Origin of the sequence: Sphingosinicella microcystinivorans (genome assembly GCF_027941835.1) — a bacterium.
GTDB lineage: Bacteria > Pseudomonadota > Alphaproteobacteria > Sphingomonadales > Sphingomonadaceae > Sphingosinicella.
Genome location: NZ_CP116005.1, coordinates 1819921 through 1839734, shown reverse-complemented (window position 1 = coordinate 1839734; position 19814 = coordinate 1819921). Strand labels below are relative to the sequence as shown.

Annotated in this window: 18 protein-coding genes and 1 tRNA gene; 10 read left to right on the top strand and 9 right to left on the bottom strand. The window is 68.9% G+C overall.

Annotation, left to right across the window (positions count from 1 at the left end; genetic code table 11):
* Positions 1–248: 248 nt before the first annotated feature.
* The 5 genes from PE061_RS09035 to rpmI form a co-directional block, all read right to left on the bottom strand.
* The gene (locus PE061_RS09035) at positions 249–2471 is read right to left on the bottom strand and encodes an EAL domain-containing protein (RefSeq protein ID WP_271258757.1); all 2223 of its coding nucleotides are present in this window, start codon (positions 2469–2471) and stop codon (positions 249–251) included.
* Between the two features lie 256 nt (positions 2472–2727).
* Positions 2728–5100, bottom strand: a complete 2373-nt coding sequence (gene pheT, locus PE061_RS09030) for a phenylalanine--tRNA ligase subunit beta (RefSeq protein WP_271258756.1) — start codon at positions 5098–5100, stop codon at positions 2728–2730.
* On the bottom strand, positions 5097–6179 hold the full coding sequence (gene pheS / locus PE061_RS09025; RefSeq protein WP_271258755.1) for a phenylalanine--tRNA ligase subunit alpha: 1083 nt from the start codon (positions 6177–6179) through the stop codon (positions 5097–5099). The genes pheT and pheS overlap by 4 nt, the downstream gene beginning before the upstream one ends.
* A gap of 86 nt (positions 6180–6265) precedes the next feature.
* Positions 6266–6631: a 50S ribosomal protein L20 gene (gene rplT, locus PE061_RS09020; protein WP_271258754.1), complete on the bottom strand. Its 366-nt coding sequence runs from the start codon at positions 6629–6631 to the stop codon at positions 6266–6268.
* Positions 6632–6642: 11 nt separating this feature from the next.
* Complete coding sequence (gene rpmI, locus PE061_RS09015) at positions 6643–6849, bottom strand: 50S ribosomal protein L35 (protein WP_271258753.1); 207 nt, start codon at positions 6847–6849, stop codon at positions 6643–6645.
* A gap of 163 nt (positions 6850–7012) precedes the next feature.
* Here rpmI and PE061_RS09010 point away from each other — a divergent pair, with 163 nt between their 5' ends.
* Positions 7013–7636 carry a LysE family translocator gene (locus tag PE061_RS09010; protein ID WP_271258752.1) on the top strand — a complete coding sequence of 208 codons (624 nt, stop codon included), beginning with the start codon at positions 7013–7015 and terminating at the stop codon, positions 7634–7636.
* Between the two features lie 7 nt (positions 7637–7643).
* Here the strand turns inward: PE061_RS09010 and PE061_RS09005 are convergent, their stop codons facing one another.
* A complete protein-coding gene (locus PE061_RS09005) occupies positions 7644–8201 on the bottom strand; it encodes a methylated-DNA--[protein]-cysteine S-methyltransferase (protein WP_271258751.1) in 558 nt (185 codons plus the stop codon).
* Between the two features lie 20 nt (positions 8202–8221).
* On the opposite strand from PE061_RS09005, the gene PE061_RS09000 reads away from it, so the two are divergent.
* Positions 8222–10276, top strand: coding sequence for an AsmA family protein (locus PE061_RS09000; protein WP_271258750.1), 2055 nt, complete (start codon positions 8222–8224; stop codon positions 10274–10276).
* Here the strand turns inward: PE061_RS09000 and hisN are convergent.
* On the bottom strand, positions 10273–11043 hold the full coding sequence (gene hisN, locus PE061_RS08995) for a histidinol-phosphatase (protein ID WP_271258749.1): 771 nt from the start codon (positions 11041–11043) through the stop codon (positions 10273–10275). The genes PE061_RS09000 and hisN overlap by 4 nt on opposite strands.
* A 96-nt stretch (positions 11044–11139) precedes the next feature.
* On the opposite strand from hisN, the gene PE061_RS08990 reads away from it, so the two are divergent.
* The 4 genes from PE061_RS08990 to PE061_RS08975 all read left to right on the top strand — a co-directional run bounded on the left by PE061_RS08990 (position 11140) and on the right by PE061_RS08975 (position 14723).
* Complete coding sequence (locus PE061_RS08990; protein WP_271258748.1) at positions 11140–11748, top strand: glutathione S-transferase N-terminal domain-containing protein; 609 nt, start codon at positions 11140–11142, stop codon at positions 11746–11748.
* Positions 11749–11926: 178 nt separating this feature from the next.
* Positions 11927–12685, top strand: coding sequence for a fibro-slime domain-containing protein (locus PE061_RS08985; protein WP_271258747.1), 759 nt, complete (start codon positions 11927–11929; stop codon positions 12683–12685).
* Positions 12686–12803: 118 nt separating this feature from the next.
* A complete protein-coding gene (locus PE061_RS08980; protein ID WP_271258746.1) occupies positions 12804–13583 on the top strand; it encodes a helix-turn-helix transcriptional regulator in 780 nt (259 codons plus the stop codon).
* Positions 13584–13652: 69 nt separating this feature from the next.
* Complete coding sequence (locus tag PE061_RS08975; protein WP_336297028.1) at positions 13653–14723, top strand: pyridoxal phosphate-dependent aminotransferase; 1071 nt, start codon at positions 13653–13655, stop codon at positions 14721–14723.
* 73 nt (positions 14724–14796) lie between these two features.
* On the opposite strand, the gene PE061_RS08970 is transcribed toward PE061_RS08975, so the two are convergent.
* Positions 14797–14873 (bottom strand) — tRNA-Pro (locus PE061_RS08970).
* Between the two features lie 84 nt (positions 14874–14957).
* Complete coding sequence (locus PE061_RS08965; RefSeq protein WP_271258745.1) at positions 14958–16262, bottom strand: FAD-dependent oxidoreductase; 1305 nt, start codon at positions 16260–16262, stop codon at positions 14958–14960.
* 85 nt (positions 16263–16347) lie between these two features.
* Between PE061_RS08965 and PE061_RS08960 the strand changes: the two genes are divergently transcribed.
* From PE061_RS08960 to PE061_RS08945, 4 genes are read left to right on the top strand one after another with little or no spacing between them, the layout of a single operon-like run.
* Positions 16348–17007 (top strand): DUF969 domain-containing protein, encoded by a 660-nt coding sequence (locus tag PE061_RS08960; RefSeq protein WP_271258744.1) that lies wholly within the window; start codon positions 16348–16350, stop codon positions 17005–17007.
* Positions 17004–17957, top strand: coding sequence for a DUF979 domain-containing protein (locus PE061_RS08955; protein WP_271258743.1), 954 nt, complete (start codon positions 17004–17006; stop codon positions 17955–17957). The genes PE061_RS08960 and PE061_RS08955 overlap by 4 nt, the downstream gene beginning before the upstream one ends.
* The gene (locus PE061_RS08950; RefSeq protein WP_271258742.1) at positions 17954–18922 is read left to right on the top strand and encodes a DUF2891 domain-containing protein; all 969 of its coding nucleotides are present in this window, start codon (positions 17954–17956) and stop codon (positions 18920–18922) included. Before PE061_RS08955 ends, PE061_RS08950 begins: the two co-directional genes overlap by 4 nt.
* Positions 18919–19791 carry a peptidylprolyl isomerase gene (locus tag PE061_RS08945; protein ID WP_271258741.1) on the top strand — a complete coding sequence of 291 codons (873 nt, stop codon included), beginning with the start codon at positions 18919–18921 and terminating at the stop codon, positions 19789–19791. The genes PE061_RS08950 and PE061_RS08945 overlap by 4 nt, the downstream gene beginning before the upstream one ends.
* Positions 19792–19814: the final 23 nt, after the last annotated feature.

Sequence of the window (19814 nt, the reverse complement as noted above, 5' to 3'; positions counted from 1 at the left end):
AATCGCCCGCAACAAAAAGCCCCCGGGAACCGGGGGCTTTCTTATTGAGAGCGGCAGTGCCGCACTCGAACTACAGCATCTAGAGGTAGGTGCCGCCGAACAGCCAGTCCCAGAAGCCCTTGGCGGGCTGAACCGGCTTACGAGTTGCATTCGTACGCATCTTTGTTCCCCAGCATCACAGTTACGGCAAACTGCCACGCTGGTATTTATGCTTAACGAATATGGTTTACAAGCGTTAACCGCAAAAATTAACCACTTGCCTTAACCTTGGCGGGATACTCGATCATCTCCTTGAGGTCGGAATCCTCCATCGGCCTTGCGATGTGATAACCCTGACCGCGGTCGCAGCGGATCTGCGCGAGGGCGAACAACTGCTCGGGCGTCTCGATCCCCTCCGCGACGACGTCGAGCCCCAGGATGTGCGCGAGTTCGATGGTCGAGACCATCACCGCACGGTCCGCGGGACCGTTCAGAAGCGCGTTCGTGAAACGGCGGTCGATCTTGAGCTCGGTCGCGGGAATCTTCCGCAGATACTCCAGCGTCGACATGCCGGTGCCGTAGTCGTCGATGGCGATGCCGATGCCGAGCGCGCGAAGCTCGCCCAGCGTGGCGAGCGCAGCCTGTCCCTCCGCGATCGCTGCCGTCTCCGTGATCTCGAGAACAAGCGCGGCCGGGGGAATCTGATAGCGCGCGAGCACGGACCGCACGACATCCACAATCATGCGGGAAGACAGTTCGCTCGGCGACAGGTTGACCGACATCCGGAAAGCCGGATTGCGGCGCAGAACGTCGCGCGTCACGGCACCCGCGCGATCGAGAACGAAGGCCGTGACCTTGCCGATCCGGCCGTTACGCTCGGCGATCTCGACGAAATCCATCGGGCTGATGGGGCCGCGCACCGGATGCGTCCAGCGCACCAGTGCCTCGGCGCCGCAAATCGTCGCCGTCCTGAGATCGAGCTGCGGCTGGTAGGCGACCCAGATGTGGCCGGACTCGAGCGCATCGTCGAGCTCGCCGAGCAGCGACAGCTTCCATTCCTTGGCCTTCGCCGCCGCCGGATCGTGCACCATCCAGCAGACGCCTTCCTCGCTCGCCGCATGTGCGGCCGCAAGGGCGCTGGCAAGGCGGTGCGACATCGGCATCGCGGTTTCGCGATCAATACCGAAGGCAACGTCGACATCATAGCTGCGCTCGGCCACCTTGATGGGGCTGCGGAAGATCAGCTGCATCGCCTTGAACTGGTCCACGACCAGTTCAAGCTCGGAGGCGTTGGTCAGCCAGACGAAATTACCGTCGTCGCCGTGCCAGAGCTGCGCGCCCGTCGTGCCGATCGACAGCCGCGCGGCGATGAGCTTCGTGAGTTCATGTTCGAAATCGGGCGGCAGCGTGCTGACGATGTCGGCGAAGCGGCGCACACGCGCGGCGATCAGGAGCTCCGACGAGACGAGATCCTCGCGGCGAAGCATCGCGTTGACGGTGGGCAGGCCCGAAACGGGATGCACGAGGCCGAGTTCCCGTCGGCGTTCGAGCACCCGCCGCCATGCGAAGACGACAAGCGAACCTGCGGCCAGCAGCAGCGCAGGCGCCGCTTCGACAAACACATGGGCGTGTTCGAGAACCAACGGAAGCGCCAGAAGCGCAGCAAGGCCCGGCGCACCGAGCATCCATTTGAGCCGGTTGCTGCCGTAGACCAGCACCGCCGAAACGGCTGCCGCCAAGAGCCAGAGCGGCCACCAGCCCAGCACGGCGGGCCTTCCGGCCTTCAGCGTTTCCGCGCCCAGAACCGTGACGAAAACACTCGTCACCTGACCCTGCCCCGGCACGGCGAGACGTGCCGAAAGCGTTTTCGAGTTGAGCCCGACCACGACCGTGCGCCCGTTGACATCGAGCGCCGACTGCCCGGCGAGGACATCCGCCGCGCTCGCATAGGGGATCGACCCGAGCGTGTAAGCATAGTCGATCGGGAACCGCGCCCCGAGCGGGCCGTCCACCCCGGCGATCGCGGTTTCCATCGACCTGCGCACCCTGTCTCCGATGATCTGCCGATAGGCAAGGTCGGGGACGCCGTTCCAGTAGCGCAGGAACTTCATCGTCGAGACCACCTCGGCGATGCCGCCGAGGCTCGACGGCTCCAGGACGCGCACCTTTCCGTCAGCGGTGTAGTCGTTCGTGCTGGCGAGGAACACGGCACCCGGATGCCGGTCTATGACCTTCGAAAACGCGCGATCTCCCTCCGGATCGAGCGGCGGCAGGTAGATATCGAAGAAAACCCGATCGGCACCGGCCGCAAACAGCCGGTCGGTCAGCGCCGCGAGGCGCGCACGGTTCCAGGGCCACGGGCCAGTCGCCGCGATGGACTCGTCGTCGATCCCGACAACGACCACCTCGCCGCTGACCGGTTGCGCGCGGATCTTGTTGCGCAGCGTGAGGAGCGCGAGATCGACGGGCTCCATGAAGGCCGCAATACCCATGAGGCCCGACACGAGCATAAGCCACAGCAAAGGCTTGCACTTCCGCGCAAGCGCCGTGATCGGCTCGAAGACCCGGGACAAAGGCATGGTGCCATGGTTACCGGCCGAACCTTAAGAAAAACTACCAAAGGCCGTGCCGTGGCATCAAAAAAGCGCGCAAAACCGACCTGAAAAGGGATGCCGAAGCCTCCGCTCGCAGGCGCTTCACAGTTCGCCGACAGGGTAAAGCCCGTCAGCACTTGCGAAACGCTCGCACCTATTCGCGGAGGTCCGCGCCGACACCGCGCGCCGAAGCGACGATCTTTCCGGCGATCGCGGAAAGCTCGTCCTCCGTGAAGCTGCGCTCGTCCGGCTGCAACGTCACGCGCACGGCGAGCGAGCGCTTGCCCGGTTCGATGCCTGCACCTTCGAACAGGTCGAACAGGCGAACCGCGGTGATCCGCTTCGGCTCCGCCTTCTGCACGGCGCGCAGCAGCGCGTCTGCCGCGAGCGTCTTGTCGGCGACGAACGCGAAATCGCGCGTCACCGCCTGCAGCGCGGGCGGCGCATAGACGGGGCGTCCGCGCTTGCCGCGCGGCGCCGGGATCGCATCGAGGAAGATCTCGGCGACCGCGACGCGGCCCTGAAGATCGAAGGCACGAGCAAGGCGCGGGTGCAGTTCGCCGAACTCGGCAAGGATCGTCTTGGGGCCGAGGCCGAGCTTCGCGGAACGGCCGGGGTGATACCATGCGCTCGCACCGGTGAAGGCCTGCGCGCGTTCCACCGGCGCGCCCGTGGCGGCGAGCAGCGCCAGCACCTCGGCCTTCGCATCGAACACGTCGAAGCCCTTGGCCGCACCGTCGCGCCAGTCCTTCTCCTGCCGCGCACCCGCCAGCACGAGGCCGAGCGTCAGGCGCTCACCCTCACCGAGATAGCGGCGGCCGAGCTCGAACAGACGGATGGACGCCGCGCCGCGATCGCTGTTGCGCTGCGCCGCGGCGGCGAGGCCGGGGAGCAGCGACGGGCGCATGACGGCGAGATCGGCCGAGATGGGGTTTTCGAGCGTGAACACGCCGCCGCCGAAGCGCTCGGCTTCCTGCGGCGCGATGAAGCTCCACGTGACGGCCTCGTCGAGACCGCGCGCCGCGGCGGCGCGGCGCAGCGTGCGCTCGGTGAGCTGGACCGGCGTGGCGGTGGGCTTCGCGACACCCTCGGCGCGCGGCAGCGCGGTCGAGGGGATGGCGTCGAAGCCGGAGATGCGGACGACCTCCTCGACGATGTCGGCGGCGCCGTCGATGTCGCGGCGCCATGAGGGCGCGGTGACGCGCCACGTGTCACCGGTCTCGACCGCGAAGCCGAGCGCGGCGAGAATCTCCGCCTGCTTCGCCGGATCGACGGTGACGCCGGTCAGTCGCTCGGTGAGCGACGGCGCGTAATCGACCTGCGGCGCGATCTCCGGCGGCTGGCCGGCGCGAACCTCACGGCTGGGAGCACCGCCGCAGAGGTCGAGGACCATGCGCGTCGCGAGCTGGAGGCCGCCTTCGAGGAACGCCGGGTCGACCCCGCGCTCGAAGCGGGCGCGGGCGTCGGAGGTGAGGCCGAGGGCGCGGCCGGTCTGGCCGATGCGCGCCGGGTCGAAGTAGGCGCACTCGATCAGGATGTCCTTGGTGTCATCCTCGACGCCCGAATGCTCGCCGCCCATGATGCCGGCGATGTCGTGGACCTCGCGCGCGTCGGCGATCACGGTCATCTCGGGGGTCAGCGCGTAGGTCTTGCCGTTCAGCGCGACGACGCTCTCGCCTGCCGCCGCGCGGCGGGCGACGACGGCGCCGGAGAGCTTGGCGAGGTCATAGACGTGCAGCGGGCGGCCGCGGTCGAAGCTGATGAAGTTTGTAATGTCAACGAGCGCGGAGATGGGACGAAGTCCGATGGCGGTGAGGCGGCGCTGGAGCCAGTCGGGCGACGGGCCGTTCTTTACACCTTGCACGACGCGGCCGAAGAAGGCGGGGCAGCCCTCGGGGTCGTCGGTGCGAATCTCGACCGGGCAGTCGTAGCCGCCTTCGACGCTTTCGACCGTGCCGGGCCTCAAGGTGCCGAGGCCGAGCGCGGCGAGATCACGCGCGATGCCGCGCACGCCCATGCAGTCCTGCCGGTTCGGCGTGACCGAGACCTCGATGACCTGATCGTCGAGGCCGAGCACCTCGGCGAACGGCGTGCCTACGGCGGGCGCGCCGGGAAGGTCGATGATGCCGGTGTGCGCGTCCGAAAGCTCAAGCTCGCGCTCCGAGCACATCATGCCGCGCGACTCGACGCCGCGGATCGCCGCGATCTTCAAGGTCACGTCGATACCGGGCACATAAGTGCCGGGCGCGGCGAACACGCCGTAGAGGCCCGCGCGGGCATTGGGCGCGCCGCACACGACCTGCACGGGCTCGCCCGCGCCGGTATCCATCTTCAAGACCTGAAGCTTGTCCGCCTGCGGGTGCGGCGCGGCCTCCAGCACCTTCGCGACGCGGAACGGCGCGAGACGATCGGCGGGGTTGTCGACGCCCTCGACCTCAAGCCCGACGCGGGTGAGACCGCGCACGATCTCGTCGAGCGAGGCGGCGGTGTCGAGGTGGTCCTTCAGCCACGAAAGCGTGAACTTCATGCGCCGACTCCTCCCGAAAGCGTGGGCACGGCGAAGGGCGAGAAGCCGTAGTGCTTCAGCCAGCGCACGTCGCCGTCGAAGAAGGCGCGAAGGTCGGTCATGCCGTACTTGAGCATCGCCAGCCGGTCGATGCCCGCACCGAAGGCGAAGCCCTGCCATTCCGCGGGATCGAGGCCGCAGGCGGCGATGACGCGCGGATGCACCATGCCCGAGCCGAGGATTTCGAGCCACGAGGCTTCGCCGCCGATCCTGAGCGTGCCGCCCTCCCACGAGCAGCCGACATCGACCTCCGCCGACGGCTCGGTGAAGGGGAAGTAGCTGGGGCGGAAGCGCAGCGTCACGTCATCGACCTCGAAGAAGGCCTTGATGAATGTTTCCAGCGTCCACTTGAGATGGCCCATGTGGATGTTGCGGTCGATGACGAGGCCTTCGACCTGATGGAACATCGGCGTGTGCGTGGCGTCCGAATCCGAGCGGTAGACGCGGCCCGGCGCGATGATGCGGATCGGCGGCTGCCGGCTCATCATCGTCCGGATCTGCACGGGCGAGGTGTGCGTGCGCAGCAGGAAGCGGCGGCCTTCTTTGGCAAGCTGCTCGGGGAAGTAGAAGGTGTCGTGCATCGCGCGCGCCGGGTGCGATTCCGGGATGTTGAGCGCGGTGAAATTGTGCCAGTCGTCCTCGATCTCCGGCCCGGTCGCGACCGCGAAGCCGAGATCGGCGAAAATCTCGGCAAGCTCGTCCATCACCTGCGAAACCGGGTGCACGGTGCCGAGCCGGGCGGGTTCTACCGGAAGCGTGACGTCCACAGCCTCGGCAGCGAGCTTCGCGTCGAGTTCGGCGGCCTCAAGCTCGCCCTTGCGCGCCGAGAGCGCATCCGACACCGCCTCGCGCAGCACGTTGAGCGCCGCACCCGCGGCTTTGCGCGCTTCCGGGTCCATGCCGCCCAGCGTTTTCAGCTTCTGCGTGATCGCGCCGGACTTGCCGAGCGCGGCGACGCGCAGCGCCTCGACGGCGGCGGCATCGGGCGCGGCGGCGATTTTGGCGAGCCACTCGGCGCGTTCGGCGGAAAGGTCGGACATGGTTGAACCCCGGTTAACACCAAGAAAAAGGCGCGGCCGCTGCCGTGGGCAGCGCCGCGCCTTGCCATTGCTTTGGTTCGCGTTTGTTACGCGGCCTTCGCGAGCGCGGACTCTGCCTGCTTGACGATGGCCTTAAACGCGTCGCCCTCGTGGACGGCGAGATCGGCGAGCACCTTGCGGTCCAGTTCGACGCCGGCCAGCTTCAGGCCGTGCATGAACCGGCCGTAGGTGAGGCCTTCCTCGCGGACGGCAGCGTTGATGCGCTGAATCCAGAGCGCGCGGAAATTCCGCTTCTTCACCTTCCGGTCGCGATAGGCGTACTGGCCGGCCTTCTCGACCGCCTGACGCGCGATGCGGATGGTGTTCTTCCGGCGGCCGTAATAGCCCTTGGCTGCCTTCAGAATCTTCTTGTGCTTGGCGTGCGTGGTGACGCCGCGTTTGACACGTGCCATGGTCTATCCTCCTACTTCAGGCCGTAAGGCGCCCACTGCTTCAAGACCTTCTTGGTCTCGCAGTCGGCCAGCACGTCGGTGCCGCGGTTCTGGCGGATATACTTGGCATTGTGGCTGATGAGCCGGTGGCGCTTGCCGGCGACACCGTGCTTGAGCTTGCCGGTCGCGGTGATCTTCAACCGCTTCTTGACGCCGCTCTTCGTCTTGAGCTTGGGCATTTCCGTCTCCTTGAAACGCTATAAGACCGCCTCGGCAGCCCACACTGGCCGGGCGGTCACGTTTTTCGAAGCGCGCGCTATAGCGGGGCGCGGGCCGAAGAGCAAGCCCGGCGCACATGGGCGGCGCTGTACCGCCCCCCCTCGCCTGCTCTAGAGAGACGGTATGACCGTCGCCCAGTCCCTGATCGCCTTCACCGCCGCCGCGACGGTGCTGACCCTGACGCCCGGCGTCGACACGGCGATGGTGCTCAGGAGCGCCACGACCGGCGCGCGCAGCGCGGCGTTCGCGGCGCTCGGCATCGGGCTCGGCTGCCTGATCTGGGGCGGGGCGGTGTCGCTCGGCCTCGGCGCACTGCTCGCCGCCTCGGAGACGGCTTTCATGGTCCTGAAATGGGCAGGCGCGGCCTATCTCCTGTATCTGGGCGTCGGCCTGATCCTGAAACCGCGCAGCGCGCTCACCGCGGGCAGCGCCGCGATCGGCGGGACTGCGCGCGAGGCCTTCACGCGGGGCCTCGTCACGAACCTTCTCAATCCCAAGGTCGGCGTCTTCTACATCACCTTTCTGCCGCAATTCATCCCGACCGGCGTCGACCCCGCAGGCTTTTCGTTCGTCCTCGCAAGCGTGCACGTGCTGCTCGGCTTCGTGTGGTTCGCCCTGCTGATCGCCGCCACCGTGCCGCTCGGCCGGTTCCTCGCGCGCCCGCGCGTCGTGAAGACGATGGACCGGCTGACCGGCGGCGTGTTCATCGCGTTCGGCCTGAAGCTCGCGCTTTCGCGTCAGGGCTGACCGTCGTTCAGCCGAACAGGCCGGGCTGCACCGCCGCGACGGCAGCGCCTTCGTGCGCGAGCAGCCAGCGCTTGCGCTCGATGCCGCCGCCGAAGCCGGTGAGCGAGCCGTCCGCCCCGATCACGCGGTGGCAGGGCACGATGATCGCCACGGGATTCGCGCCGTTCGCCGCGCCAACGGCGCGCACGGCGGCGGGACGCCCGATGGCGGCCGCCTGCTCGGCATAGGTGCGCGTCTCGCCGGGCGGGATGCGCCTGAGCGCGGCCCACGCCTCCTTCTGGAACGCCGTGCCGCCGGGATCGACCTCGATCGCCGCCGTCGCCGCGAAATCGCCCTCGAAGTAGGCCGCAAGCGCATGAACGACACGAGCGGGCGCGGTTTCCTGCATTTCGAGAACGGTGTCCGGCCCCTGATACCGCGCGAGCAGCGCGTGGAAGCGATCATCCTTGTCCGCCCATTCGAGCGCACGCACGCGCCCGTCCGCGTCCCACACGCAGAGCATATCTCCGGTCGGCGTGCCGATCCGCGCGGCGGCAAGAGTGAGCTTGGGGGAACGCGCGATCATCGCCGCACGTTAGTCCCTCCATGCAGACGCCGTCCATCCGCGAATGGGGCCGGGAATGGGGTCGATCCGGCCGCGACACATGGGATCGGTTCCCGAACCCGGTGAAGCGCGCGCTCAAGGTCTTGCTCTGGGCGGTCGGCATCCTGTTCCTGCTGTGGCTGATCCTGTTCATCACCAAGGGGCGTTTTCTCGAACGCCCCTTCGAGCGCATCGCGACCAGCATCGTCGGCCGCGAGGTGAGCGTCGGCGGCGATTTCCAGCTCTATTCGAACCTGCACATCAAGTTCCGCGCCGAAAGGCTCGTCGTCGCCAACCCGGACTGGGCGGAGGGCGAACGCTTCGTCGATTCGAAGCTGATCGACCTCAGGATCGACATCCTGCGGCTGATCTTCGGCAAGGTGCTGTTCCGGCAGGCGGCGCTGGAGGACACGCATTTCGCGCTGGAATGGGACAAGGCCGGCGCGCGCAACAGCTGGACGTTCGGCGAGACGCGCGGCGAGCCCTTCCGGCTTCCCGAGATCCGGCGCGCCGCGATCACCGGCACCACGCTCGCCTACCGCGACCCACCGCGGCGGCTGCTCGCCGATCTCGCCTTCGCACCGATCGCCGCGCGGTCGAGCCGGTTCGGCGAGGCGATCGGCTTCAAGGGCGGCGGCACCTCGATGGGGAAAGCCTTCCGCGTGACCGGCCGCCTCGAAAGCCCCGACGCGACGGTGGCGGGCGGACGCAACGACCTCGCCCTCCGCATCGAGGTGGGCGACAGCCGCATCGACGCGGCGGGCACGCTGCCCGGCGCGACCGAGCTGGACGGCGCGGTGCTGGGCATCCGTGCGCGCGGCGGCAACCTCGCCACCCCCTTCCTGCTGCTCGGCGTCGCCGTGCCCGAAACGCGGCGCTTCGACCTCGGCGGCGAGCTGCGGCCCGTGGGGAACGAATGGCGCATGACCAAGATCGCGGGGACGTTCGGCGAGAGCGACCTTTCCGGCAGCATGACCGTGCGCACCGGCGGCGTGCGGCTGTTCATCGCCGCGGACCTCGCGAGCCGCGCGCTCGACATCCTCGACGCCGGACCGTGGATCGGCATTCCGCCCGAGCGGCTGGACAGCATGGGCGGCAAGGGCGCGATCACCACTGAAGGCGGGCGGCCGCGCGTGCTGCCGAACGCGCCGCTGAACGCGGAAGGGCTGAGCCGCCTCGACGCGCAGATCGCCTATCGCGCCGCGAACGTGCGCACCGGCACGATCCCGCTCCAGAACCTCCAGCTCACGCTCGGCCTCGACAACCGCCTCTTGACCCTGAAGCCCGTTCGGTTCGATTTCGCGGGCGGCACGCTGACCGGGAACATCGACCTCAACGCCCGCCGCTCGCCGGTGGTGACACGCTACGACGTGAACCTGAGCCCGGTGCGGATCGCCGACCTGCTGCGCGGCTTCAACGTGGAGAGCAGCGGCACCAACGGCGTGCTGAAGGGGCGACTGCACCTCACCGGCTACGGCGACGACGTGCGCGAATCGCTGGGCTCGGCGAACGGACGCATCGCCGCGATCCTGCCGCAGGGCAACTTCTGGCTGCGCAACGCGGAGCTGCTGGAACTCGACATCGGCGACTTCGTGGAGGCCGCGCTCGGCGACAAGCTGAAGGAGCCCGCGCGCATCCGCTGCGGCCTCATCGCCTTCACGGTGAAGGACGGCGTGGGGCGCGCGGACCCGATCTTCATCGACACGCGCCGGAACGTGATCCGCGGCGGCGGGCGCATCAGCTTCAAGGACGAAAGCCTCGACCTCGCCGTGGAGGCGGACGCGAAGAACCCCAGCCTGTTCTCCGGCCAGTCGCCGGTGAGCGTCGGCGGCTGGTTCGCGGCGCCGACCGTCAATCCCATTTCGGGCAAGCTCGTGGGACGCGCGGTGGCGGGCGGCGTGCTCGGCGCGCTCATCTCACCGCTCGCCGCGATCGTCGCCTTCATCGACCTCGGCGACGAGGAGGACACGAACTGCGGCCCCGTGCTTGCAGGGGCGAGCGGCGCGGCGGTGCGCGCGGCGGACAAGGCGGCCGAGAAGAAGACGTCGGGCGGTTAGCCAAGCAGGCGGCGCGACACTTCGGGGAGCAGCGATGCGTCGCCGAGCGCGATGACGCTGCCGTCGCTGTCGCCGGTGAGCGGGCGGCCGTGCCAGTCCGTCATCGACCCGCCCGCGCCGATGACGATGGGGGCGAGCGCGGCGAAGTCGTGCAGCTTCAAGTTCGCCTCGACGACGATGTCGATGTGGCCCGCGGCGACGAGGCCGTAGTTGTAGCAGTCCCCGCCGTAGACGAGCTGGCCCGCGGCGGCGGCGAGCGCCTCGAAGCGCGCGCGCTCGGGCGCGTGAAAGTACTGCGGGCCGGAGGAGGCGATGAGCGCCATCGACAGCGACGGGCAGCGCCGCGTGGTGACGACCGCGCCGTTCAGCGTCGTCGCCGCCCCTTCCGCGCCCGCCCAGCGGTCCCGCCCGATCGGCTGGTCGATGATGCCGAGCACGGGGCGCCCCTCTTCGAGCAGCGCGACCAGCGTGCCGAAAATGGGCCGCCCGGCGATGAAGCTGCGCGTGCCGTCGATGGGATCGAGCACCCAGACGCGCGACGCGCCGGGGTTCGAGACGCCGAACTCCTCGCCGACGATGCCCTCGCCGGGCCGCTCCGCCTCGATGAGCGCGCGCATCGCCGTTTCGGCGGCGCGGTCGGCGACGGTGACGGGCGAGGCATCGCCCTTCGTCTCCACCTCGACGCGCGCGCGGAACCACGGCCGGATCGCCGCGCCGGCGGCATCGGTGAGGCGGTGCGCGAAGGCGAGATCGTCGGCGCGGCTCATGAGGGCACCGCCAAACGGTTCGCACGTCGCGCTTTTCTTGCAGCGCCCGCATCGCTAGCGTGCCCGCAAATCATCGTTTGGTTCAGGGAATCGTTCATGAAGCTCTACATGTCCTACACCTCGCCCTATGCGCGCAAGGTGCGCGTGTTCGTCCGTGAGCTCGATCTCGAGGACGCCGTCGACGAGGTGCCCGTGGACCCGCTCGCGGACCCCGACGAACTGATCTCCGTGAACCCGGTCTCCAAGATCCCCGCGCTCATCACCGACGACGGCACGGCGGTGCACGACAGCCGCGTCATCCTCGCCTATCTCGCGAGCCTCAAGGACGCGGGCGACCTCTATCCGGCGCCCGGCGACCCGAAGCGCTGGGCGGCGATGACGCTCGCCGCGCACATCGACGCCATCCTCGACGCCGCCGTCGCCTGGCGCATGGAAACGCTGCGCCAGCCGGGCGAGCGCTCGATCTACTGGCAGGGCCGCTGGCGCGGGAAGATCGAGCGCGCGCTCGACGCCCTCCCGGCGATGCTGGCCGCCGCGCCCGCCTATCGCAGCTACGCCGAAATGCTCTCGGTGATCGCGCTCGAATACATCGACTACCGGCATCCGGTGCTCGACTGGAAGCGCACGCGGCCGGAGCTGACGAAGCTCCACGACGAATGGGCCTCGCGCTCCTCGATGGTGGAAACGCAGTTCCCGCCTGCCTGAGTCCCGGCATCGTTCTGGTGCCGGTATAATTTACATTCCGAAAGCGCGCCTGCGAACGCCAGAACGGGATTCGTGCGGATTCCCGACGATTCAGCCCAACTGGCACAAACGTTGCTTATACCTGTCCGTAACCGGGGGCGCCGGAGCAGGAAAAGCGCCCGGACAGTTGGAGGATGACATGAACATTCGCATTCTGGGCAGCGCCGCAACGGTGATCGCGCTTCTCGCCAGCGTACCGGCCGACGCCGCGTCCATCTCGCTCTCGGCAACCGTGCGCGACTTCTCGTCCACGCACTCGGATTTCGAGGCCAATCCCATCGCGGGCCACGTTGCCGGCCTCGCCAGCTACACGCTGGACGCCGACGGCAAGCCCACGTTCGCAGGCGTTGACGGCACCGGCAACATCGCCAACGCCGCCTCGTTCGCGCAGTGGTACAGGGATGTGCCGGGCGTCAATACGCCCCACATCATCACCCTGACGCTGAACGAAACGTCGCCCGGCTCGGGTGTCTACAGCTATGAGAACTTCTCGTTCTTCCCGCTGGACGCCATCACCGGCGCGACCGAAAGCAACCCGCACAACTACCACTTCACGCTCGAGCTGGAGACGACCTTCACCTACCAGGCGGGCCAGCAGTTCAAATTCACCGGCGACGACGACCTCTGGGTCTACATCGACGGCAAGCAGTGCATCGACCTCGGCGGCGTCCATACCGCGCTTTCCGGTACGTGCAATCTCGACGATCCCTCGCTCGGCCTCGTTGTCGGACAGGATTACAGCTTCAAGCTGTTCTTCGCGGAGCGCCACACGACGGAGTCGAACTTCCGCGTCGAGACGTCCATCCAGCTTCGGGACACCTCCGTTCCCGAGCCCGGAATGCTCGGCCTGCTCGGTCTCGGCCTTGTCGGCATCGGTGCCCTGCGCCGCCGCCGCTAACCCCGCAGCGGCAGATAGGCGAAAATACGGGCGGTCCTTCGGGGCCGCCCTTTTTCGTGCGCTTGGCCCAGCACCCCGCGACAAGCTCCTGTCAGGTGCCCCGCCTAGAAACCGGGCCATGCTCCACAAGGCCCTCACCCGTGTCATCGGTGCGATCGGCACAGCCGATTTCCACGGCATCACGGCACAGGCGCTTTGCCGCGCGCTCGGGTTCGAGTTGTCGGCGATGGTCTTTTACCGCGGGAGGAGAGCGCAGCCGCTGTTCCACGATTTCGCGCGCGTCGGCTGCACGCGCGGAATCGAGACCTATGCCGCCGTCACGCACGCAGTGAACCCGATGCTGCGCGCCGCACCGGGAAGCGGCGCCGTCCGCGCCCGCGATTTCGCGGTGCGCGATGCGGACCCTCTGCCCGACGCCGACGCGCTGATCTGGACGGACGAGGAGGAACTCGGCTTCCGCACGCCCGGCTGGCCTGAACGGCAGGAGGAGATCGGGCTGTATTTCCCCGCGCTCGGAGGCATGGTGGAACTGAGCCTGTACCGCGAGCGCGGGCGGATCGCTGCTGCCGACGCGCACCTTTCCGCCCTCGGCGCCCTCGGCGGGCCGCTTGCGGCCGCTTTCGAGCGTCACGCCGCACTGGGCGGCGCGGGTCTTTCGGAGGCGGACGGCCTCAGCGCGCGCGAACGGGACGTGCACGGCCTCCTCGTCCGGGGCTGTTCGTCCGAAGCGATCGCGCTCAGGCTCGGCATCAGCCGTCACACGGTGAAGGATCACCGCAAGCGCATCTTCCGCAAGCTCGGCGTCGGCTCGCTCGCCGAACTGCTGGCGCGGCACTGGGCGCAATCCCGCCACCCCTCTCCGGAGGGATTGCTCCCGCTCCGCACGACGGAGCATTGAAGGCAGCGCAACGCCCCGCAGCATCGAGGTTGTTCCCATGCGCTACGTCAGAATGCCGATCGAGGTCGAATCCCCGAGGAGTACGGCTACGGCAACATCCGCTACAATCTTTCCGAAAGCTCGATCACCGACCAGACGCTGTCGAGCCTCGGCCTCTCCATCCCCGATCTCACGCTGCTCTACGGCGAGCACCGGGGCAGCGAGCGGCTGCGCGCGCTGATCGCGGGCGATGCCCCGCGCCTGAGCCCCGACGACGTGCTGGTGTGCAGCGGCGCGGCGACGGCGCTGTTCATCATCGCCACCGCCCTGCTCGCCCCCGACGACCACCTCGTCGTCATCCGCCCCAACTACGCGACCAACCTCGAAACGCCGCGCGCCATCGGCTGCGCGATCAGCCTCATCGACCTGAAGTTCGAGGAGGGCTTCCGCATCGACATCGCGCGGATCGCGGGCGCGATCACGCCGCGCACGAAGATCATCAGCGTCACCTGCCCGCACAACCCCACCGGCACGATGATGAGCGAGGCGGATCTGCGCGGGCTCGTGGACCTCGCGCGCGGCAACGGCTGCAAGCTGCTCGTCGACGAGACCTACCGCGACCTCTCCTACGGCGGCACGCTGCCGCTCGCCGCGTCTCTGGGTTCGCACGTGATCAGCGTCTCCTCGCTGTCGAAGGCCTACGGCGTGCCCGGCATCCGCATCGGCTGGCTGATCACCGCCGACCCGGCCTTGCAGGAGGTGTTCCTCGCCGCGAAGGAGCAGATCAGCATCTGCGGCAGCGTCATCGACGAATGGATCGCCGAACAGGTGCTCGCCCGCCGCGCCGAACTGCTGACGCCGACGCTGGAAGAGATGCGGCTACGCCTGCGGCTCGTCAGCGACTGGATGGCGCAGGAGCCGCTGCTCGACTGGGTGCATCCCTCGGGCGGCGTGGTCTGCTTCCCGCACATGCGCGAGATGCCGCCGGGCGGCACGAACGCCTTCTACAAGCGCCTGCTCGAAGCGCACGGCACCTATGTCGGGCCGGGCCACTGGTTCGAGATGCCCGACACGCACTTCCGCCTCGGCTACGGCTGGACGACGCGCGCGGACCTGGAAGCAGGGCTGGACGGCATATCGAGGGCACTGAGGGGTGAATAACTTCATGCGGCAGGAGGGGTTCGCCGGCACCTTCAGCCCCTGTGCATATCGGACCGAAACCCTTGGAAGCGCGTGGTCGGGGAGAGAGGATTCGAACCTCCGGCCCCTGCCTCCCGAAGACAGTGCTCTACCAGGCTGAGCTACTCCCCGACGCGCAGGATTTGCCGCTGCGGACCATAGCCCTCGGGACAGCGGACGGCGGCTTATAGCGAGGGGGCTGTGCCCCCGCAAGCCTCAGCTTCGCGCCGCCGACATCATGTCGTCGACCGCGACGAATTTTTCGCGCGGGGCGCCGCCGCGCGCCCGCGCGACCTCGGCGGCGTCGATCTTCTGCCAATCCCGGAACGTGACGATGTCGATGCCCTTTTCGGCGGCAAGCGCATCGAGACCGGCGCGCCCCGCCTTGCCCGCGGGCGTGATGTCGGCGGCGATGAGGTCGGCGATAGCGAAGCCGTCCGGCCGGTTCGTGCCGATCGTGCCGGTGGGTCCGCGCCGCGCCCAGCCGACGCAGTAGAGGCCGGGCGCGATGCGACCCTCGTCGTTCACGAAGCGGCCGCCGCGATCATCGTAGGGCACGCCGGCGATGGGGATCGTGCGGTAGCCGATGCAGCTGACGATCATGCCGCAGGGGATGTCGAGCATCTCGCCGGTGCCTTCGGCGCGGCCTTCGACGAGGCGGGTGCGTTCGAGGCGCAGCGCCTCGACCTTGCCGTCGCCGAGCACCTCGACGGGGCGGAGGAAGTAGTCGAAGTAGACGCGGACGGGCTTGTTTGCGTCCGGGCCGGCGGCGGCGAAGGCGCGCAGGGTGGTGACAACTTTGCGCAGGCCCGGCTCAAGCGCCTCGTCCTCCGCCACGGGCGGGAACACGGCCGGATCGACGACGGGCGTCGCGCGGGCGAGCTCGCCCATCTCGCCGACCTCCTTGGGCGTGAAGCTGACCTGATGCGGGCCGCGGCGGCCGACGATGCGGATGAGCCGGACCTTCGAGGCGGCGAGCGCATCGACGGCGTGCTGCACGATGTCGGCGCCCTCGAACTCCTCCGGCAGCTTGGCGAGGATGCGCGCGCAGTCGATCGCGACGTTGCCGTTGCCGATGACGACGACCGACTCGCTGTCGAGCGGCGGCGCGAGACCTGCGAAATCCGGGTGGCCGTTGTACCAGCCGACGAACGCCGACGAGCCGAGGACGCCGGGCAGGTCCGCGCCCGGTATGCCGAGCGGGCGATCCGTCGGCGCGCCGGTCGCGAGCACCACGGCGTCGTAGAGGCCGAGCAGCTCGTCCATCGCAATGCCGCCGTCGCCCACGGCGACGTTGCCGACGAAGCGGACGCTGTCGGACAGCGCCGTCTTCTCGTAGCGGCGCGAGACCGCCTTGATCGACTGGTGATCGGGCGCGACGCCCGCGCGGATGAGGCCGAAGGGCGTGGGCAGCCGGTCGATGATGTCGATGCGGACGTCGCCGCCGTTCAGCTTCTGGGCGGCCTCCGCCGTGTAGTAACCTGCCGGACCGGAACCCACGATCGCGAGGTGAAGCGTCATCAAGCCCTTCCCAAGAGGTCATTTTTTCCGATGCTAAAGGCGGCGGGCGCGATGTAAAGACGCTTTGAGTCGGGGGTCTCGGGTCGTGCTCGTCCTGTCGGGAATCGTCATCATCGTGCTCGGCTTCATGGCCGGGCTCAATCCGCTGCTGGTCGTGACGATCGCGGCGCTCGCCACGGGCATCGCCGCCGGTCTCGATCCGCTCGCGGTGGTCTCGGCGTTCGGCAAGGCGTTCAACGACAACCGCTACGTGAGCGTGGTGTGGATCGTGCTGCCGGTGATCGGCCTCCTCGAACGCTACGGGCTCCAGCAGCGCGCGCGGACGCTGATCGCGCGCTTCAGGGGCGCGACCGTGGGCCGGCTGCTGATCGTCTACCTGATCATCCGCCAGATCGCCGCCGCGCTCGGCCTCACCTCGATCGCCGGGCACGCCCAGACCGTGCGGCCGCTCGTCGCGCCGATGGCGGAAGCGGCGGCGGAAGCGCAGGGCGCGGGCGACGCGGAGACGCGCGAGGAGGTGAAGGCGATGGCGGCGGCGACCGACAATGTCGGGCTCTTTTTCGGCGAGGACATCTTCATCGCCATCGCCTCGATCCTGCTCATCAAGGGCACGTTCGAGACCTACGGCATCTTCCTCGCGCCGCTCGAACTCTCGGTCTGGGCGATCCCGACCGCCATCGCCGCGCTCCTCATCCACGGCGCGCGGCTGATGCGGCTCGACCGGCGGCTGGGCGCGCGCAAATGATCGGGCTTCCCGCGCTCTACACGTTCGCCGGGCTGGTGTTCGCGGCCTTCGCGCTCGGCAGCCTCCGCGACCGCAGCAACCGCAAGCGGTTCGGAAGCGCGGCGTTCTGGGGGCTGCTGGCGCTGAGCTTCCTCGCGGGCGACCGGCTCGGCGACCTCGGCAACGGCGTGCTGGTGCTGTGCCTCGTCGCGCTGGCGGGCGCGGGCGCGCTCGGCAGCGGGGCTCCGAGGACGACGGGGCCGGAGGCGCGAACGGCACTTTCGGCAAAGCTGGGCAACCGCCTGTTCCTGCCCGCGCTCGTCATCCCCGTGACCGCCCTTGTCGGCACGGTCGCGTTCAAGGCGATCGGCATCGGTGGGGTGCCGCTGTTCGACCCGAAGCAGGTGACGCTGCTGTCGCTCGGCATCGGCGTCGTGCTCGCGCTTGCCGTCTCGATGCTCTGGCTGCGGCCGCCGCCGCTCGCGCCGCTGGAGGAAGGCCGCAGGCTGATCGACTCCGTGGGCTGGGCGGCGGTGCTGCCGCAGATGCTCGCCTCGCTCGGCGCGGTGTTCGCGCTGGCGGGCGTCGGCGAGGTGGTCGGCGACATCGCGGGCACGCTGATCCCGAACGGCAGCCGCTTTGCGGCGGTCGCCGTGTTCGCGCTCGGCATGGCGGGCTTCACGATGATCATGGGCAACGCCTTCGCCGCCTTCCCGGTGATGGCGGCGGCGATCGGCGTGCCGGTGCTGATCCGGGGCATGGGCGGCGATGCGGCGGTGATCGGCGCGGTGGGGATGCTGGCGGGCTTCTGCGGCACGCTGATGACGCCGATGGCGGCGAACTTCAACATCGTGCCCGCGGCGTTGCTGGAGCTGAAGAACCGGAACGGCGTGATCCGCGCGCAGATCGCGACGGCGCTGCCGCTGCTCGCCGTGAACCTCGCCATCATCTATATATTCGCGTTCCGATGATCCTGGACGATACTCTCGCCGCCCGTTTCGCGCGCATCGCGCTCGGCCATGTCGGGCGGGAGTATCCGAACAAGATGGACCATGTGCTGGACGGCCCCGCCGACGCCGAAGGGCCGCGCGCGCTGCACCCGGTGTTCTACGGCAGCTACGACTGGCACAGCTGCGTGCATAGCTGGTGGCTGCTGTTGACCATCCGGCGGCTGTTCCCGGGTCTGCCGGAGAGCCGCGAGACCGCCGCGCGGGCGGACGCGCTGCTGACGGCGGCGAACGTCGCGGGCGAGCTTGCCTATCTCGCGCGGCCGTCGTCGGCGAGCTTCGAGCGGCCCTACGGCTGGGCGTGGCTGTTCGCGCTGCACGGCGAGGCCGCGCGCCATGCGGACAAGGATTGGGGCGCGGCGCTGGCGCCGCTCGCCGAAGCGTTCGCCGGGCGCTTCAAGAGCTACTTCCCGAAGCAGCTCTACCCGATCCGCAGCGGCACGCACGCCAACACCGCGTTCGCCTTCATCCTTGCGCTGGACTGGGCCGAGACTCACGACGCGGCGATGGCGGCGCTGATCCGCGAGCGGGCGGAGACCTATTTCGGCGCGGACCGCGACTGCCCCGCGTGGGAGCCGGGCGGCGACGAATTCCTGTCGTCCGCGATGGTCGAGGCGCTGTGCATGAAGCGCGTGCTGCCCGCCGCCGCGTTTGAACGCTGGCTCGGCGCTTTCGTGCCCCGCCTCGGGGAAGGCGAACCGGCGACGCTGTTCCGGCCCGCCGCCGTGCTCGACCGCAGCGACGGCAAGCTCGTCCACCTCGACGGCTTCAACTTCACGCGCGCGTGGGGCTGGCGCGAACTCGGCGACGCCGAAACGGCGGCGCGCCATCTGGCGGCGAGCCTGCCGCACATCGAGGACGATTACATGGGTTCCCACTGGCTCTGCAGCTTCGCGCTGCTCGCCCTGCACCCGGAAGGACGGACATGAAAGCGCTCATCCCCCTCGCCTGCCTGCTCGCGGGCTTCGCGCCGCTCTCGTCGCAGGGGGTGATCGACGCCTCGCGGCCCGAGGAATGGCGGCCGCTCGTGCCCGAGGACACGCTGTACATGGACGCGGGCGGCAACACGGTCGTGATGGAGCTGGCGCCGGACCTCGCGCCGCGCACCGTTTCCAACATCCGCGCGCTGGTGCGCGAGGGGTATTTCGACGGGCTCAGCATCAACCGCGTGCAGGACAACTATGTCGTGCAGTGGGGCGACCCCGATGCCGAGGACCCGGCGAAGCAGCGCAAGCAGGGCGTTCCACCGACGCTCTCGCCCGAGTTCGGCCTTCCGGCGGCGGGCATCGCCTTCACGCCGATCCCCGGGCCGGACGGCTTCGGCGAGCCGGGCTTCGTGAACGGCTTCGCCGCGACCCGCAAGGACGGCGCAGTATGGGCGACGCACTGCTACGCCGCGCTCGGCGTCGGGCGCGCCGAGGCCGCGGACAGCGGCAACGGCAGCGAGCTTTACGTCGTCATCGGCCACGCCCCGCGCCACCTCGACCGCAACGTCACGATCGCCGGGCGCGTGATCTCCGGCGTCGAGCACCTTTCCAGCCTGAAACGGGGCACCGGCAGCCTCGGCTTCTACGAAACCGCGGCGGAGCGCGTGCCGATCGCGCGCATCCGGCTCGGCAGCGACGTGCCCGCGGCGGAAAGACTCGATGTCGAGATCATGCGGACCGACAGCGCGTCCTTCCGCAGCTACGTCGACGCCCGCGCCCACCGCACGCGGGACGGCTGGTTCGCAAGCGACGCGGGCTTCATCGACCTGTGCAATGTGCGCGGGCCGCAACGGGCGCGTTCCCGTCCATAAGCGTCTTGCCGAGACAGGGAGTG

What these genes read in the sequence shown, in the direction of transcription:
- PE061_RS08965 (WP_271258745.1), bottom strand. Translation starts at nt 16,262, where the DNA reads ATGACGCTTCACCTCGCGATCGTGGGTTCCGGTCCGGCAGGTTACTAC.
- PE061_RS09000 (WP_271258750.1), top strand. Translation starts at nt 8,222, where the DNA reads ATGCAGACGCCGTCCATCCGCGAATGGGGCCGGGAATGGGGTCGATCC.
- PE061_RS08980 (WP_271258746.1), top strand. Translation starts at nt 12,804, where the DNA reads ATGCTCCACAAGGCCCTCACCCGTGTCATCGGTGCGATCGGCACAGCC.
- pheT (WP_271258756.1), bottom strand. Translation starts at nt 5,100, where the DNA reads ATGAAGTTCACGCTTTCGTGGCTGAAGGACCACCTCGACACCGCCGCC.
- PE061_RS08985 (WP_271258747.1), top strand. Translation starts at nt 11,927, where the DNA reads ATGAACATTCGCATTCTGGGCAGCGCCGCAACGGTGATCGCGCTTCTC.
- PE061_RS09035 (WP_271258757.1), bottom strand. Translation starts at nt 2,471, where the DNA reads ATGGGTATTGCGGCCTTCATGGAGCCCGTCGATCTCGCGCTCCTCACG.
- pheS (WP_271258755.1), bottom strand. Translation starts at nt 6,179, where the DNA reads ATGTCCGACCTTTCCGCCGAACGCGCCGAGTGGCTCGCCAAAATCGCC.
- PE061_RS08990 (WP_271258748.1), top strand. Translation starts at nt 11,140, where the DNA reads ATGAAGCTCTACATGTCCTACACCTCGCCCTATGCGCGCAAGGTGCGC.
- rpmI (WP_271258753.1), bottom strand. Translation starts at nt 6,849, where the DNA reads ATGCCCAAGCTCAAGACGAAGAGCGGCGTCAAGAAGCGGTTGAAGATC.
- rplT (WP_271258754.1), bottom strand. Translation starts at nt 6,631, where the DNA reads ATGGCACGTGTCAAACGCGGCGTCACCACGCACGCCAAGCACAAGAAG.
- hisN (WP_271258749.1), bottom strand. Translation starts at nt 11,043, where the DNA reads ATGAGCCGCGCCGACGATCTCGCCTTCGCGCACCGCCTCACCGATGCC.
- PE061_RS09010 (WP_271258752.1), top strand. Translation starts at nt 7,013, where the DNA reads ATGACCGTCGCCCAGTCCCTGATCGCCTTCACCGCCGCCGCGACGGTG.
- PE061_RS08955 (WP_271258743.1), top strand. Translation starts at nt 17,004, where the DNA reads ATGATCGGGCTTCCCGCGCTCTACACGTTCGCCGGGCTGGTGTTCGCG.
- PE061_RS09005 (WP_271258751.1), bottom strand. Translation starts at nt 8,201, where the DNA reads ATGATCGCGCGTTCCCCCAAGCTCACTCTTGCCGCCGCGCGGATCGGC.
- PE061_RS08945 (WP_271258741.1), top strand. Translation starts at nt 18,919, where the DNA reads ATGAAAGCGCTCATCCCCCTCGCCTGCCTGCTCGCGGGCTTCGCGCCG.
- PE061_RS08950 (WP_271258742.1), top strand. Translation starts at nt 17,954, where the DNA reads ATGATCCTGGACGATACTCTCGCCGCCCGTTTCGCGCGCATCGCGCTC.